Origin of the sequence: Sphingomonas zeicaulis, from assembly GCF_050433225.1 — a bacterium.
Lineage (GTDB): Bacteria > Pseudomonadota > Alphaproteobacteria > Sphingomonadales > Sphingomonadaceae > Sphingomonas_D > Sphingomonas_D zeicaulis.
Window position 1 is genome coordinate 1 of record NZ_JBNPXQ010000010.1, and the last position, 14610, is coordinate 14610.

The window sequence follows — 14610 nt, forward strand, 5'->3', positions numbered from 1 at the left end:
CAGCGAGGCAGACGCCGGGCGCCATGCACCTTCTGGATGAAATGCTTGATCATCTGCTCGGCGACTTCGATGTCGGAGATGACGCCATCGCGGATCGGCCGGACAACCCTGATCTGCCTCGGTGCCTTGCCCATCATCAGCTTCGCATCGTCACCCACGGCCTTGACGCGGCTCGCGCCGTCGACCGTCTCGATCGCAACGACGGAAGGCTCGTTGAGGATGATGCCCCGCCCGCGGACATGAACCAGCGTGTTCGCGGTGCCGAGATCGATTGCCATGTCCTGGGAAAACGCGCTTAGCCAGCGTTTGAAAATCATCGAAATCGAGACCCTGTTGTTCAGATGCCGCTTGGCGTGACCCGTCTGGAGCCGGATCCAGGTGGGCGCTGCACGTGTTGCGACCGCATGACGATGGAGATCGGAAAGAGCGTGGGCCGGTCCGCAGACGGAGCGGCAGATACGCGGACGGAGCCAAAACCCTTGGTAAACGAAAAATATTCCGCCTAATGAGCCTTACTCGGCCTGCCTTAAATTCGCGAAATTCTACCGATCCTTCCCAAATTTGAGATAAATCAAATCGTTGCTGTATGCAAATTTAGTGTGAAAATATTGCATTTAATGACAGGGATCAGCGGTAACGTTTTTTCTCGGGATCAGGGGAATCAGGTGCCGTCAGGCAATTTGTTGAAGTCGATCAAATCAGATGCTCCTGCTTCACTTGTCGTTGCCCTGGTCGCATTACCGCTTTGCCTCGGTGTCGCACTGGCGTCCGGGGCGCCGCTTTTTTCCGGCATCATTGCGGGTGTGGTCGGCGGTGTGGTCGTCGGGGCCCTGTCCGGAGCGCGACTGTCGGTGAGCGGACCGGCGGCGGGGCTCACCGTCATCGTTTTTGACGCCATTCAGGCGCTGCCGAGCTTCGAGGCGTTTCTGCTCGCGGTGGTTCTTGCCGGCATCATGCAAATCCTGTTCGGCCTGACCCGATCGGGCGTTCTCAGCGAGTTCGTCCCATCCTCGGTGGTAACCGGCATGCTCGCCGCGTCGGCCTCATCCTGATCCTCAAGCAGGTACCGCATGCCGTCGGTTATGACGGCGACTATTCCGGCAGTTTCGCCTTCTTCCAGGCGAACGGCTACACTACCTTCTCGGCGATCTCTCATGCGCTGCGGGAGAGCGTTCTGTGGGGCGAGCTCCTGATAAGCTCCGCAAGCCTATTTTTTCTCTTCTGGTGGGATCATGCCCGCCCCTCAACGGGATTGCTCAGGTTCGTTCCCGGACCGTTGATCGTCGTTCTTATCGGCGTTCTCGGCAATCTGATGCTGGGCTATGTGGCCCCTGCGCTGCACATTCAGCCTTCGCATCTTGTCCAGGTGCCGGTCGCGAACGGCGTCGGCGGCTTTCTATCGCTATTCGAACTGCCGGATTTATCCGCGATCGGGAACCACGCAGTCTGGGCCACCGCGGTGACGGTGGGAATCGTCGCGACGCTGGAATCGCTTCTCAGTGTCAAGGCGGTCGACGAGATCGACCCGCGACGCGCGTTGACGGACAAGAACCGCGAACTCTTCGCGCACGGCAGCGGCAACATCGTCTCGGGCCTGATGGGGGGTATTCCCGTCACGTCGGTGATCGTCCGCTCGTCGGCGAACGTCGAGGCGGGCGCGGAGAGCAAGTTGTCGACCATCCTGCACGGAACATGGCTGTTGCTGAGTGTCATGCTGATTCCGACGGTGCTGAACCATATCCCGCTGTCCGCGCTGGCCGCGATCCTGATCGCCACAGGCTACAAGCTGGCCAAGCCCAAGCTGTTTCTCCAACGCTATCGACAGGGCTGGACGCAGTTCATCCCGTTCGTCGCCACCGTCGCGGCCATCCTCCTGACGAATTTGCTGACTGGCATCCTGGTCGGTCTGGCGATCGGCTTCGTTTTCGTCGTGGGGAGGAATTTTCGTTCGGCGATCACCTTTGTTTGCGACGATGATGATTGCCTCATCCGCGCCCGACGAAACCTGTACTTCATCCACAAATATGAACTGCAACGCGAGTTGGCCCGCGTCCCCGATGGCCGCAACCTCCTGATCGACCTCTCGTCGACGAACTACGTCGACCTCGACAACATCGATGTCATCAATGCGTTCATCACGGGAGCGATATATCGCGACATCAGGGTGGTTGTCCGGGGCGACATCGCCCGGCGCAGCGCCCCGCTCATCAATGCCCCCGGGCTCGAGGTCAGCTTCGCATGAGATTGTACAAACAACTGCTCCTTGCCAATCGCGCTTGGTCGTTTGAACTGCTCGACGAGAACAGCGACTTCTTCAGCCGGCAGGTTGCGGGCCAGAAGCCCGATTTTCTGTGGATCGGGTGTTCAGATAGCAGGGTTGGACCTGAGCAGATCACGATGACGCCCCCAGGCGGCATGTTCATTCATCGCAACATTGCGAACCTGATCGACGATCACGACCTGAATTGCATGGCGGTGCTGCAATATGCGGTCTGCGTGCTAGAGGTGAAGCATATCATTCTGTGCGGGCACCATGGCTGCGGGGGAATCAAGGCGGCGCGGACTGGTGGCACCGAGGGTGCGGTCGATCGATGGCTTGCAAACGCTCGCGCCGTTCATTCGGCGCACGCCGCAGAGATCGAGGATGCCGGTGACGAAGATGCGCGCATCAATCGGTTCGTCGAGGTCAACGTTCGCGAGCAGCTCATTCGCCTCGCCCGTACAGCCGTCGTGCAGAAACGCTGGGCATCCGGCATTCCGCTGGCGCTGCATGGCTGGGTCTATGATCTGCGCGACGGCGTGATCAAGCCGCTGCTGGAACTCGATGCCGCGGCGCCGCTCGACGACGTCGAGGCGCCTGCGCCGGTTCTCTGACTGGCCTCGAAGTCTCGTCGTTTGGCGAATGATTCTCGGGCTCGTGAAGATCGGCGCCCCCTTCGAGGGTCGTCGGCGCCGGTTTGCCACCCCGCCTTCTCCGCGCCCAGTTCTGTCCGATAAGGAAGGCGGGTTCAACAGGTGGTTGCAACACGTCATGCCCGAAGCAAGAAGCGGTGTGAGCGATGAAGCAGCAGCAGCGGACCCATTACTCGGCAGCGCAGCGAGCTGAGATTTGGGACCCCTGGCAGCGCGGCGAGTCGATGAGTTCGATCGGTCGCCACATCGACCGGCAGTCGTCATCGATCTTTTCGGTGCTGTCGCGGTCGGGAGGGATACGGCCGGTCGAGCGTGGGCGATCGGTGCGGGCGCTGGCGGCCCTGCTTGGGCGCGCGCCCTCGACGATCAGCCGTGAGATCGGTCGCAATGGTGGGCGGGACGCCTATCGTGCGACGGTGTCGGACCAGGCGGCCTGGGAGCGTGGGCGACGTCCCAAGCTCTGCAAGCTGGCTTGCCAGCCCGCCTTGCGGCGAACAGTATCGGCCAAGCTGCGGCGCAAATGGTCGCCGGAGCAGATCGCAGGCTGGCTCAGGCGCAGCTTTCCGGACGAAGAGCGGCATCGGGTGTCACACGAGACCATCTACAAAAGCCTGTATATCCAGGCGCGTGGTGTGCTGAAGAAGGAGTTGCTCGAGCATCTGCGGGCAAGGCGCACGATCCGGCGGTCGCGCCATGCCAGCCTGAAACGCGATGGGCTCGGCCAGATCAAGGATGCGATCTCGATCAGCGAAAGACCCGCGGCGGTTGAGGGCCGCGCCGTGCCCGGGCATTGGGGGGGGGTGATCTCCTCTTGCGGGCTCGAAACAGTCACATCGTGACGTTGGTCGAACGCCAATGCCGCTACGTTGTCCTGGCCAAGGTCGCGAGCAAGGAAACCGTCACCTTGGTCTCGGCGCTGATCAGGCAGGCACACAAGCTACCTCGCGCGCTTTACCAATCGCTGACCTGGGATCGAGGCAAGGAGCTTGCCGATTCGAGATTGTAAACGCGCGTGCTATGCATTGATAACGCGAGAATGACGGTTGCTCACATATGGTTAAACGCAACAATGTTGGTTGCAGAACGCCTCAAATACCTTCCGCCAGCACGGAGAGGTTGGCGCTCGCCTCCGGCGCCGTTCGCTGGGCGCTGCCGTTTGATGGAAATGTGCGCTGGACAGCTACATGCGGGGGATGGGGAACGCCCACCACGGGCATGGACATCCCGGACAGAGTGTCTCAGGCTTCCGCCATCGCTTCAGACAAAGCCAACGACAATTAGCTCAAGCGGCGCAACATTGCGCGCCGTGCCAATAATGTTGGTAACATGACGCTGCTAAGCAGCTTGCGACTGCGAACTGAAAATGGCGCTGCCGGTTCATCAGCAGGAGATTCAACGCCACCTCCGCCGGCGGCGCAAGCCAAAGGCGCACGATCGATCAACCATCATGCAACAGCCGACCCGTCAACGACGACGCATCAACTTGTAATAAACCGACGAAATTCATACCGCCGCGAGACCGCCGCGGCCGTGGCTGCCAAATGGCAACGTGCGGCACTCCGCCCGGGCATGGCGCGTCGACATCGGGCAGGGGTGTCACGGCCGGATCGTCACGTGCCTGCACTGCTGATCGACGACCCCGCAACTCGGGCGGAACCGGGCAGCCGCCACCGGAGAACATGAGACAGGGCGGGGAGGCGGCATAGGCTTTCTCGGTACGACCGCTGCGCCCTCCCGTTGCACGAGCCGCGGGGTTGTCCACCCAGGCGCGCTCATTGGGGCTTGCCGCGGCGCCTCATCGCCATCCGAGCGCGGGCGCGACCTGCGTCAGCAACGCCTCGAGCAGATGCACATTATAGGCCACGCCCAACTGGTTGGGCACGGTCAGCAGCACCGTGTCCGCCTCGGCAATCGCTTCGTCGGCGCGCAACTGTTCGATCAGCCTCTCAGGCTCGGCGGCATAGGTGCGGCCGAAGACAGCGCGCATATTGTCGATCAGCCCGATCTGGTCGCTGCTGTCTCCCCGGCCGAAGTAGGCGCGGTCGCGGTCGTCGACGAGCGCGAAGATCGAGCGCGAAACTGACACGCGCGGCGTTCGGGTGTGCCCGGCTTCTTTCCACGCGGTACGAAAGAGGCGGATCTGCTCGGCCTGCTGAACGTGAAACGGCTGGCCCGACTCGTCCGCCTTCAGTGTCGAGCTCTGCAGGTTCATGCCCATCTTCGCGGCCCAAACCGCGGTGGCGTTGGAGGCCGAACCCCACCAGATGCGATCCTTCAGCCCGTCCGCGAAAGGCTCGAGCCGCAACAGCCCCGGCGGGTTCGGGAACATCGGATTGGGATTGGGCTGGGCAAAGCCCTTGCCGTCGAGAAGCTTTAGGAAGGTCTCGGCATGGGCACGGCCCATGTCGGATGCGTCCTGCCCCTCCGCCGGCGCATAGCCGAAATGCCGCCAGCCATCGATGACCTGCTCGGGCGAGCCGCGGCTGATGCCGAGTTGCAGCCTGCCACCGCTGATCAGGTCCGCAGAACCTGCGTCCTCGAACATGTAGAACGGGTTCTCATAGCGCATGTCGATCACGCCGGTGCCGATCTCGATCCGCTGCGTGCGGGCGCCGACCGCCGCCAGCAGCGGGAAGGGGGATGCGAGCTGGCGGGCGAAATGATGGACACGAAAATAGGCGCCGTTAGCGCCAAGTTCCTCGGCGGCAACCGCCAGATCGATCGACTGCAGCAGCACGTCGCTCGCCGAACGCGTTGCCGAATGCTGGGTGTCGCTCCAATGCCCGAATGACAGGAACCCGATCTTCTTCATCAATTGGCCTTTCCGCGAGGATATCCGCGGCTGGCCATATGGTCACACCGTTCCCGATCGTCACCCTCATTCGGGCGTGCTGGGGGCAGGGGAGGGGCCTCGGGCAGCAGAAGGCTGCCCGGTACCATGCTATATCACCGCAGCGGCGCACCGAGCGCGGCGTTATCCGCCTCCCGCGCCAGCGCCTCGGCGCGGCGGCTGCGCAGGATTTCCAGGTTCTGCTCGTGGCGCCGGCGGTCGATCGGGTAGAAGAGCAGGATAAGGCAACCCACCGCCCAGAGCAGGAACGCGATGGGGATATAGTGGACCAGAAGGCTGTCCATCATCGCGTCGCTGACCCGCTCGGGTTTCACCTTTTCGGGAAAGCCCGCCCAGGTGAGGATCAGCCCGTTGACCACCAGCCCCAGCGCGGTCGAGCATTGCTGCATGAAGCTGGACGCGGCGAAGAAGGTGCCGGCCTCATGGCGGCCGGTGTGTACTGCGCTGTCCTCTACGACGTCTGCCAGCATCGATGAGGTGTTGATCAGCGAAATCGCCACCATCGCGCCATAGACCGCGCCGATCGCAAACAGCGTCGGCAGCAGCCCCGCATCTCCGGCCACGAAGAAGAGATCGAAATAGGCGAGCAACAGCGGGCTGAGCCCCAACCCGACGCCTGCGACAGCGAACAGCATGGAACTGGCCCGCTTGCCCAGCCAGTGCGACATGATGGGGGCGAGCGGTGCGGCGATGGTGGCGGCGACGAGGCTGTCGAGCGTCAGCAGCGCGAGTTGCGCGGCGCTCAGTCCGAACAGGTAGGTGTTGAAGTAGAGCGCGGTCGCTGCGTAAAGCCCGATGGCGGTGAACTTGAACACGCCGAAGCCGAAGATTGCCAGGAAGGCACGGCTTTTGAAGGCTGCCAGCATCTCGCGAAAATGCGTCGCCGGACTGGTACGCGTGGTGCGTACCTCCGCCTGCCGCAAATAGGGAATGCAGCGATGCGTGCCGAGCCCGCACGCCAGGATTGAGGCTAAGATCAGCACCGATCCCAGCAGCGCGAACCCGACATAACTTTCCGGGTTGAGCTGCCCGCGCGGATAGTCCGGCGTTGCCGCGAAGAACACGAGCAGCGAAATCGCGCTGAAGCCGTACTGGCCGATATAGAGGAACCAGTATCGCAGCGAGAACAGTCGCGTGCGCGCACCATAATCGTTGGTGAGTTCCGCGGTCATCGCCTGCGTGTTGATCTCGAACGCGCTGATCGACACACGCGTCATCATCGCGGTCACGAACACCCAGCAGCCGATCGCCCATGGAGACAGGCCACTCGGCGGAAACCACACCAGCGCGAAGAAAAGTGCGGTCGGCAGCGCCGCGGCATAGATGAAGGGATGGCGCCGCCCCCAGCGCGTGCGCACGACATCGGACCAGCGCCCGAGGAAAGGATCGGCGATCGCGTCGATCACCAACGTCAACGCCAGCGCCGCCGCAACAATCCCCGCAGGCACGCCGACCACCTGATTGTAGAAGAACATCAGATAGGCGGAGAAGGACACGTTCTTCACGCCGTTGGCGATCGCGCCCACGCCATAGCTCAGCCGGATCGAGCGGGTGAGCGGCGGTGGTCGATCGATCGTGCCCGGGCCGGGCACGGCGATGGGGGGAATGGCGGGGGCGGGCGACGATGTGCCGTCAAGCGTGCGGGTGGCCATGGTCTAGCACTCCGTCGGCTGGCGACAGTCGCCGCGCCGCAGCGCAGGATCGCTGGTGGCAAATCCGGGTAACTTCTGTGGCTGCCGAGGTGCCATTCATCCCTCCTGGTGCCGCCAACTGATGCACTTATCGGTGCATTAGTCAAAATATCATGGCGGTCTTTGTCGGGAGGTTTGCACCGATCCGCTGCATAGGCAAGAGGATTAATGGTGCTTGTGATAATAGTGCGCCTCAGATGTGGCGGGCCAGCGAGTCCCAGTAGCGACGACGGACGTCCGCACGCAGCACCTTTCCGGCCGGGGAATGCGGCAGTTCGTTAACGAAATCGACAGCGCGCGGCAGCTTGTAGCGCGCCAGCCGCCCGGCCGCGAATGCAATCAGATCGGCGGCGAGTTCCGCAGATGGCCGCCAGTTCGGGGCCAGTGCCACCACCGCGCGCACCTCCTCGCCCCATTCCGGATTGGGCGTGCCGACCGTGCAGCATTGTCGCACCGCCGGATGATCGAGCATCACCATGTCGATCTCCTGCGGATAGATGTTCACCCCGCCCGAGATGATCGTTTCCGCCGAGCGGCCGGTAAGGAAGAGATAGCCGTCCGCATCGATATGGCCGATGTCGCCGACGCTGAAATGGCTGCCCCCGAAGGTATCTCGATTCTTGTCGGGCGCGTTGTGATAGCGTGGCGCCAGCGCGGCAATATTGGGGAAGCTTACCCGGCCGGTGACGCCGGGAGGGCAGGGGGCGCCCGTCTCGTCGAGCACGCAGGCGCCGCTGTCCGGCGGGATGCGGCCGACGCTGCCGGGCTTGCGCAGCCATTCTTCCGAGGTGATGTGGATGCGTGTCGCCACTTCGGTTGCGGCATAATATTCCCACAGCACGGGCCCCAGCCAATCGATCATCGCGCGCTTCACCTCCGGCGGCGTGGGGGCCGCGCCATGCACAACCATCCGCAGGCTGGAGAGATCGTCGGCAGATCGCATGGCGTCGGGCAGGGCGAGCAGGCGCTGGAACATGGTGGCGACCATGTGGGTGTGCGTCACTCGGTGGCGCGCGATCAGCGCGAGCGCCTCCGCCGGATCGAACCGCTCCATCATTACGATCGCCGCGCCGGAGGCGAGAGGGAACAGCAGGTCGAACGCCAGCGGTCCGCCATGATAGGCCGGGCCGCACAGCAGATTCACATCGCCGTCGCGATAACCGAAGCTGCTGCCTTCGCGCATCGGCAATACCGTCGCTGCGCCTGGCTTGACCACGCCCTTGGGGCGACCGGTCGTGCCCGATGTGTAAAGCATGGTGCGGCCGAGGACGGGATCGTCCAGCGCGTCTCCGGAAAACGCCGCGATCGCCACCTCATAGTCGACAAAGCCGGGCGCGGTGCCTTCCACCGCCAATGCGAAAAGCAGACCGTCGGCAGCGGATGCGGGCACGCGATCGGCGAAATCGGCCTGCACGATCAGCGCCCGCGCGCCGCAATCCTCGACGATATAGGCGACTTCTTCGGCGGAAAGGTGCCAGTTGACCGGGGTGAAGCGATAGCCGCCGCGCTGGCAGGCGAGAAGGATCTCAACGAAGGCGGGGATGTTGCCGCACAACGCCGCGACAGGGGATCCGGTGCTCAGCCCCGCAGCGCGCAGGCAGCGCACGAGACGGTTGGCGCGGCGATCAAGATCGGCGAAACTGCGGTCTCCCCGCGCGGAATGGAGCGCGGGCGCGTCGCCGAACCGCTCTGCCCAATGCGAGAAAAGCTGGCCGCGCGCCGCCAGCGCTGTCCATAATGGCAGCGCGCCTGCCGGATCCGCTGGGCAGCCACCGGTTGGCACCGGCTCCGGCGCGACGCGCGCGACCGTTTCCTTCATATCGCTCTCCATCATGTTTTCTGCGATTTGATAATCGCACCATTTATCAGCTTCGATTGCGTGTCGCAATTATCAGGCGGGGCGTGATGGAATATGGTGCGGCCATGGTGCGCCGCAATATCTGACAATCTCTCCAATAGGATCGTCATTATGGTTGCAGAAGTGGGCTTCTTGCGTGGCGGCTCGGGCGATTGCTCGCTGATTGATGGCGGTTGGATCGCTCCTGCTCCATCCGTCCTCTAGAGAGCCGTGCAAGCTCGTGGCGCCTCAGCGGGCGAAACGCATTGCCTCATCGCGATGCTGCAAATGACTCCAAAACCATCATTACGTAGAAAATGACGATCTTCCCTCGTGAAGCGCGCGGCGTATCGACCCCGGAGAGCGGAAGATCAGTGGTGCAGATTGTCATTGACCCACGCACCAGTGATGGGGCACGTATCGTCTCGCCCAGTGTCGCAGGAGCCGATGCGGGCCAACGGCCAGGGAGAGGGCGATGGGAATCCAGATCAATTCGCTGCGGATGCATGCCTCGGTGCCAGTGCTGTGCGCCCTGTTGGCCGTACAGGCCGTGCATGCGCAGACCGCCGAACCGGCTCAGCCATCCGCACCGAGCGCCACCGCGCCCCGCGACAACGGATTTGCCGCCGGTGACATCATCGTCACTGCCACCCGCCGCGCCGAGCGGCTGAACGATGTGCCGCTGGCGATCTCCGCCACCTCGGGCGAACAACTCGACCGGCAGAACATCGTCAACCTGCAGAGCCTGCGTTCGATCGATCCCAGCCTCAATTTCCGCGTCAGCACCGGCCAGGGATCGTCGGCCTTCTCGATCCGCGGCATCGGGACGTCGAGTTTCTCCAGCGGCATCGAACAGAGCGTGTCAACCGTGCTCGACGGCGTCGTGCTGGGCGATCCGTCGGCGCTGCAGACGCTGACCGATATCGAGCGCGTCGAGATCCTGCGCGGCCCGCAGGGCATGTTGTTCGGCAAGAACGCCTCGTCGGGCGTGGTGGCCATCTACACCAAGCGGCCGGATTTCAACGCACCCGAGGGACAGGTGCGCGTGTCGCTGGGCGAGAATGACGAGCGCATCATCCAGGCTGTGCTGAACGTGCCATTGCGCGACAATCTCGCGGTGCGCGTGACCGGGGTCTACAACCACCTCGATGGCTGGGTTAAGAGCCCGGTGCTCAAGCGCGATCTCAACGCGATCGACAACAAGGGCTTCACGGCCAAGGTGCTGTGGGAAGCGTCGCCCGATGTCACGCTGCTGCTCTCCGGCGACTATAACTGGTCAGACGAATTCTGCTGCCAGCAGGTGCTGCGATCGGTGCCTTGGGCGGGCAGCGCCTCGGCGATCGTCAACGCCAAATATGGCATCGTGCCGAGCCGGAAGAACTTTGCCATCGCCGCCGACGCCGAGGCTGACGGGTTCGGCCGTGCCGGCGGTGCCTCGCTGACCTCCGAGGTCAAGCTTGGCGGCTATGACTGGACGACGATCCTCGCCTATCGCAACAGCCACAAGCGCAACTTCTACGACGCCGACTTCATCGACTATGATTACGTCAATTATAATGGCGGCGACACGCGCAACGAGAATTTCAGCGCGGAAACGCGCATCGCCTCGCCCGTGGGCCGCTTTGCCGATTTCGTCGCCGGGCTTTATTATTTCTGGTCGAGCAACGATGGCATCATCGGTTCGCAGGGCTATTTTCCCAATTCGCCTGGGCTCGCGCCGGTGACCCTGCCTGCTACTGCGGTGCAGCAGACCAGTGCCGGCCGCTCGATCGTCAGCAACGACAATTATGCCGCGTTCGGCCAGGTCAATCTGCACATCACCCCGAAGCTCGAACTGTCAGTGGGCGGCCGCTACACGATCGACCGGCTCAACCTGCGCTTCCAGTCGGGACCGCTGCTCGACCCGACATTGCCGTTGCGCTTCGGTTATCCCGCGGTGGGCATTCCGCAGACCGGCTATATCGGTTTCGATGGCCCCTATGTTACGCCCTGCGTGCGCACCGCCACCTTGCCCGCGCGGCCCAACTGCTTTGACGAGATCCGGCAGAAGAATGATGCCGAGAATTTCTCCTTCCGCGGCAGCCTGAAATATGAGGTCGTGCCGGACTTCATGGTCTACGCGACCTATGCGCGCGGCTATAAAGGCCCCGGCTTCAGCGGGCTTTCAATCACGCCCTCGCTGATCCTGAACGGTGCCGACGACCAGCGCGTCGCCCCCGAAATTCCGCGTTCGATAGAGGTCGGTGCGAAGGGCGAATTGTTCGATCGCCGCGTCTCGTTCAACATCGCGCTGTTCCGCACCCGCTACGAGGATTTCCAGGCGCAGGTCTCTACGCCGCAGAACGGCCAGTTCGTGTCGCGCATCGCCAATGCCGGCGAGGTGATCGTAAAGGGCGTGGAGTTCGGCGTCGCGACGCGCCCGGTGCCGGATGCCTTCCTCGACGTCGGCGGCTCCTATTTGCACGCCCGCTTCGGCGATTTCCCCGGCGTCTCCTGCTATACCGTTTATGCGCCGACAGCGGCCAACCCGGCGGCGGCAGTGCCGCAGCCCGGCTGCGTCGGCGGGCTGATCAACGTGAAGGGGAACGTCGTCGATAATGCCCCGGAGTTTCAATACTATATTCGCGCCGGCTGGGAACCGCAGGCGCTGTTCGGCAGCTTCACCGGCTTCGTCAGCGCCGACTGGACGCATCGAAGCAGCGTCTATTATTCCGCCACCAACAACCCGCTGACCTATCAGTCCGGCTATGGCCTGCTCGGCGGCCAGATCGGCGTGGGTGCGGACGACAACAGCTGGCGCGTCTCGATCTACGCCAGCAATCTGCTCAACAAGATCTGGGCGGCGAACATCAGCGCCTCGCCGACCCCGGCGATCAATCCGGGCGGCTCGATCCAGTTCTTCAGCCCGGATTCGTTCCGGCATGTGGGGGTGAAGCTGGAGGCGCGGTTCTGATCGGGCAGGGTGATCAGGCGAAAATGGACACCGTCTGGCACCCCGTCATCACCCCCGTTCCACCCCGGTTCCACACCCGCATCGCCTGGCTGCTGACGCCACCAGCGGCATGGTCCGCACGGGACTGGAGGAGCCACCAGCCGTCGCTCGTGACCGGGGCCGGGGTGAGCAGGTTCACCGTCCAGTTGGCCGAGCTGATCGGGGCAGGGCGGGGCATCAAGGGGGCGGCACCCGGCGGCAATGCATCGCCGACGAGGAGCATTTCGGTCGCGGTGTCGAGCCCGTCGCGGTCGCGCAGGCGCACCCAGCGGAGCAACTCGGGATTGCCGCGTTCGGTGAACGGCAGGCCATGGCCATAATCCAGCCGCTCGGTGAAGGCGGGGGCATCGCGGCGCATCGCCGGCGCGGCGTCCTCGGGGGCGGGGACGTCGGGCATCGCCGGCGCGTCGAGCTGCACCTCGGAGGGGCGCTCGTCGAGGAACAGGAATGTGGCGCTGAGCATCACCGCCGCGTCGACGATGAGGTCGGCGCGGACGAATGCGCTGGTCCGGCCGCGCCGGAGCAAAGTCGCCTGCGCGGTGATCGCGCCGGAGACCGGGCCGACGAACGCGATCTGCGCGGCGCGGAGCGGCGGGAGGTCGGGCTGGACGGAGCGCGCGGCGCGATAGGCGATTGCCGCGCTCAGCCCGCCATAGGCGGTGCGGCCCTGCGTCCAGCCTTCGGGGAGGTCGAGTTCGAGCCGGCCGGGATCGCGCCCGGCGGCGTCGAGCAAAGTGGCGATGCCTACCATGCCGCGCCGCGCTGGTCGCCGGGGCGCTTGACCGTGGGGTGCGAGGTGGAAAGCCCGCCATCCACCGCGATCGCTTGGCCATGGACATAGCTGGCCGCGTCCGAGACGAGGAACAGCGCCACCTCCGCGATCTCCTCGGGCTCGCCGCCGCGCAGCAGCGGGTTGAGCTGGCCGATGCGGTCGAGCTTGCCGGCGGCGCGGGCATGGTCATAGGCGGCGCGGGTCATGCCGGTTTCGATCAGGCCGGGGCAGATCGCATTGATCCTGACGCCGGTGCCGGCAAGCTGCTGCGCCGCCGTCTGCACGAGGTTGATCACGCCGGCCTTGGATGCAGAATAATGCGCAGGCCCCGCGCCCGACCGAAGTCCTGCGACCGAGGCTGTGCACAATATTGCACCGCCGCCGAAATCGGCGATGCGCGGCGCGGCATGCTTCACCGCGAGGAAGGGGCCGATCAGGTTGACCCGCAAGGTTTCAGCCCAAACCTCCGGCGTCGTATCGAAGATGCCGCCGGACGCCTGACCGACGATGCCGGCATTGGCATAGAAGATGTCGATCCTGCCGAACGAGACGACCGCGCGCTCGATTGCAGCCACCACATCGGCCTCGGCGCCGGCATCCCCCTCCATTGCGACTGCCCCGCCGCCAAGCTCGGCAGCAACCTCCTGCACCGCCGCCGCGCGATCGAAGGCGAGCACCTGCGCGCCCGCCGCGGCGAAACGGCGCGCGCTCGCGCGGCCGATCCCGGAGGCGGCGCCGGTGACCACAGCGACCTTGCCCGCAAGCGCGCCGCTCATATCGTCACGCCGCCATCGACCACGATCGCCTGGCCGGTCATCCACGCCGCGGCCTGCGACGAAAGGAACACCGCGGCGCCCGCGATGTCGCGCGGGTCGCCTAGCCGGCGCATCGGCGTGCGGCTGGCGGTAGCGTCGTGCACCGCGGGATCCTCCCACAGCGCGCGCGCGAAATCGGTCTTCACCACACCGGGCGCGATCGCGTTGATGCGGATGTTGTGGCGGCCATTCTCGACCGCATAGTTGCGCACGAGCTGGAAATCGGCCGCCTTTGAGACATTGTAGCCGCCGATCATGTCCGAGCCCTTGAGCCCGCCGATCGACGAGATCACCACGATCGCGCCGTCGCGCTTCGCCCGCATGTCGGGCAGCGCGAGCTGGATCAGCCAGTGGTTGGAAAGGATGTTGTTGTCGAGGATCTTGCGGAACTGCTCGTCCGAGATGCCGTCCATCGACCCGTAATAGGGATTGCTGGCGGCATTACAGACGAGGATGTCGATGGGGCCGAGGGTGTGCTGCGTGGTCGCCACCATCTCCTGCAGCGCCTCCTTGGAGGAGATGCTGGCGGCGATCGGCGTCGCCGCGCCCGGTCCATGCTTCGTGTTGATCTCGGCTGCCACCGCCTCGCAGGCATCCTGTTTGCGGCTGGAGATCACCACCTTCGCACCATGCGCTGCCAGTTCCTCGGCGATTGCCCTGCCGATGCCGCGCGACGATCCAGTCACGACCGCGACCTTGCCCTTGAGGTCGAACAATTCCATCACTCTCTCCCTTGATA

General features: G+C 64.1%; 9 protein-coding genes and 2 pseudogenes. 4 read left to right on the forward strand and 7 right to left on the reverse strand.

Annotated features, from left to right (window positions below; genetic code table 11):
* Positions 1-317: rod shape-determining protein (locus tag FHS96_RS25080; RefSeq protein ID WP_429598401.1), on the reverse strand; the 317-nt coding region annotated here is incomplete at its 3' end.
* A gap of 300 nt (positions 318-617) precedes the next feature.
* On the opposite strand from FHS96_RS25080, the pseudogene FHS96_RS25085 reads away from it, so the two are divergent.
* From FHS96_RS25085 to FHS96_RS25095, 3 genes and pseudogenes are all read left to right on the forward strand, one after another.
* A pseudogene (locus FHS96_RS25085) lies at positions 618-2242 on the forward strand (SulP family inorganic anion transporter).
* The gene (locus tag FHS96_RS25090) at positions 2239-2874 is read left to right on the forward strand and encodes a carbonic anhydrase (protein ID WP_429598403.1); all 636 of its coding nucleotides are present in this window, start codon (positions 2239-2241) and stop codon (positions 2872-2874) included. Before FHS96_RS25085 ends, FHS96_RS25090 begins: the two are co-directional and overlap by 4 nt.
* A 185-nt stretch (positions 2875-3059) precedes the next feature.
* A pseudogene (locus tag FHS96_RS25095) lies at positions 3060-3907 on the forward strand (IS30 family transposase); the annotation flags it as partial.
* Positions 3908-4708: 801 nt separating this feature from the next.
* Here FHS96_RS25095 and FHS96_RS25100 read toward each other — a convergent pair.
* The 3 genes from FHS96_RS25100 to FHS96_RS25110 form a co-directional block, all read right to left on the reverse strand.
* Complete coding sequence (locus tag FHS96_RS25100; protein WP_429598405.1) at positions 4709-5725, reverse strand: LLM class flavin-dependent oxidoreductase; 1017 nt, start codon at positions 5723-5725, stop codon at positions 4709-4711.
* Positions 5726-5859: 134 nt separating this feature from the next.
* Positions 5860-7416, reverse strand: coding sequence for an MFS transporter (locus FHS96_RS25105; protein WP_429598407.1), 1557 nt, complete (start codon positions 7414-7416; stop codon positions 5860-5862).
* Positions 7417-7648: 232 nt separating this feature from the next.
* Positions 7649-9274, reverse strand: coding sequence for an AMP-binding protein (locus FHS96_RS25110; RefSeq protein ID WP_429598409.1), 1626 nt, complete (start codon positions 9272-9274; stop codon positions 7649-7651).
* A gap of 493 nt (positions 9275-9767) precedes the next feature.
* Between FHS96_RS25110 and FHS96_RS25115 the strand changes: the two genes are divergently transcribed.
* Positions 9768-12245, forward strand: coding sequence for a TonB-dependent receptor (locus FHS96_RS25115; protein ID WP_429598411.1), 2478 nt, complete (start codon positions 9768-9770; stop codon positions 12243-12245).
* A gap of 13 nt (positions 12246-12258) precedes the next feature.
* Here the strand turns inward: FHS96_RS25115 and FHS96_RS25120 are convergent, their stop codons facing one another.
* From FHS96_RS25120 to FHS96_RS25130, 3 genes are read right to left on the reverse strand one after another with little or no spacing between them, the layout of a single operon-like run.
* Positions 12259-13035: a thioesterase family protein gene (locus tag FHS96_RS25120; RefSeq protein WP_429598413.1), complete on the reverse strand. Its 777-nt coding sequence runs from the start codon at positions 13033-13035 to the stop codon at positions 12259-12261.
* On the reverse strand, positions 13029-13832 hold the full coding sequence (locus tag FHS96_RS25125) for an SDR family NAD(P)-dependent oxidoreductase (protein ID WP_429598416.1): 804 nt from the start codon (positions 13830-13832) through the stop codon (positions 13029-13031). The genes FHS96_RS25120 and FHS96_RS25125 overlap by 7 nt, the downstream gene beginning before the upstream one ends.
* Positions 13829-14593: an SDR family NAD(P)-dependent oxidoreductase gene (locus tag FHS96_RS25130; protein WP_429598418.1), complete on the reverse strand. Its 765-nt coding sequence runs from the start codon at positions 14591-14593 to the stop codon at positions 13829-13831. The genes FHS96_RS25125 and FHS96_RS25130 overlap by 4 nt, the downstream gene beginning before the upstream one ends.
* Positions 14594-14610 lie beyond the last annotated feature (17 nt).

What these genes read in the sequence shown, in the direction of transcription:
- FHS96_RS25090 (WP_429598403.1), top strand. Translation starts at nt 2,239, where the DNA reads ATGAGATTGTACAAACAACTGCTCCTTGCCAATCGCGCTTGGTCGTTT.
- FHS96_RS25100 (WP_429598405.1), bottom strand. Translation starts at nt 5,725, where the DNA reads ATGAAGAAGATCGGGTTCCTGTCATTCGGGCATTGGAGCGACACCCAG.
- FHS96_RS25105 (WP_429598407.1), bottom strand. Translation starts at nt 7,416, where the DNA reads ATGGCCACCCGCACGCTTGACGGCACATCGTCGCCCGCCCCCGCCATT.
- FHS96_RS25110 (WP_429598409.1), bottom strand. Translation starts at nt 9,274, where the DNA reads ATGAAGGAAACGGTCGCGCGCGTCGCGCCGGAGCCGGTGCCAACCGGT.
- FHS96_RS25115 (WP_429598411.1), top strand. Translation starts at nt 9,768, where the DNA reads ATGGGAATCCAGATCAATTCGCTGCGGATGCATGCCTCGGTGCCAGTG.
- FHS96_RS25120 (WP_429598413.1), bottom strand. Translation starts at nt 13,035, where the DNA reads ATGGTAGGCATCGCCACTTTGCTCGACGCCGCCGGGCGCGATCCCGGC.
- FHS96_RS25125 (WP_429598416.1), bottom strand. Translation starts at nt 13,832, where the DNA reads ATGAGCGGCGCGCTTGCGGGCAAGGTCGCTGTGGTCACCGGCGCCGCC.
- FHS96_RS25130 (WP_429598418.1), bottom strand. Translation starts at nt 14,593, where the DNA reads ATGGAATTGTTCGACCTCAAGGGCAAGGTCGCGGTCGTGACTGGATCG.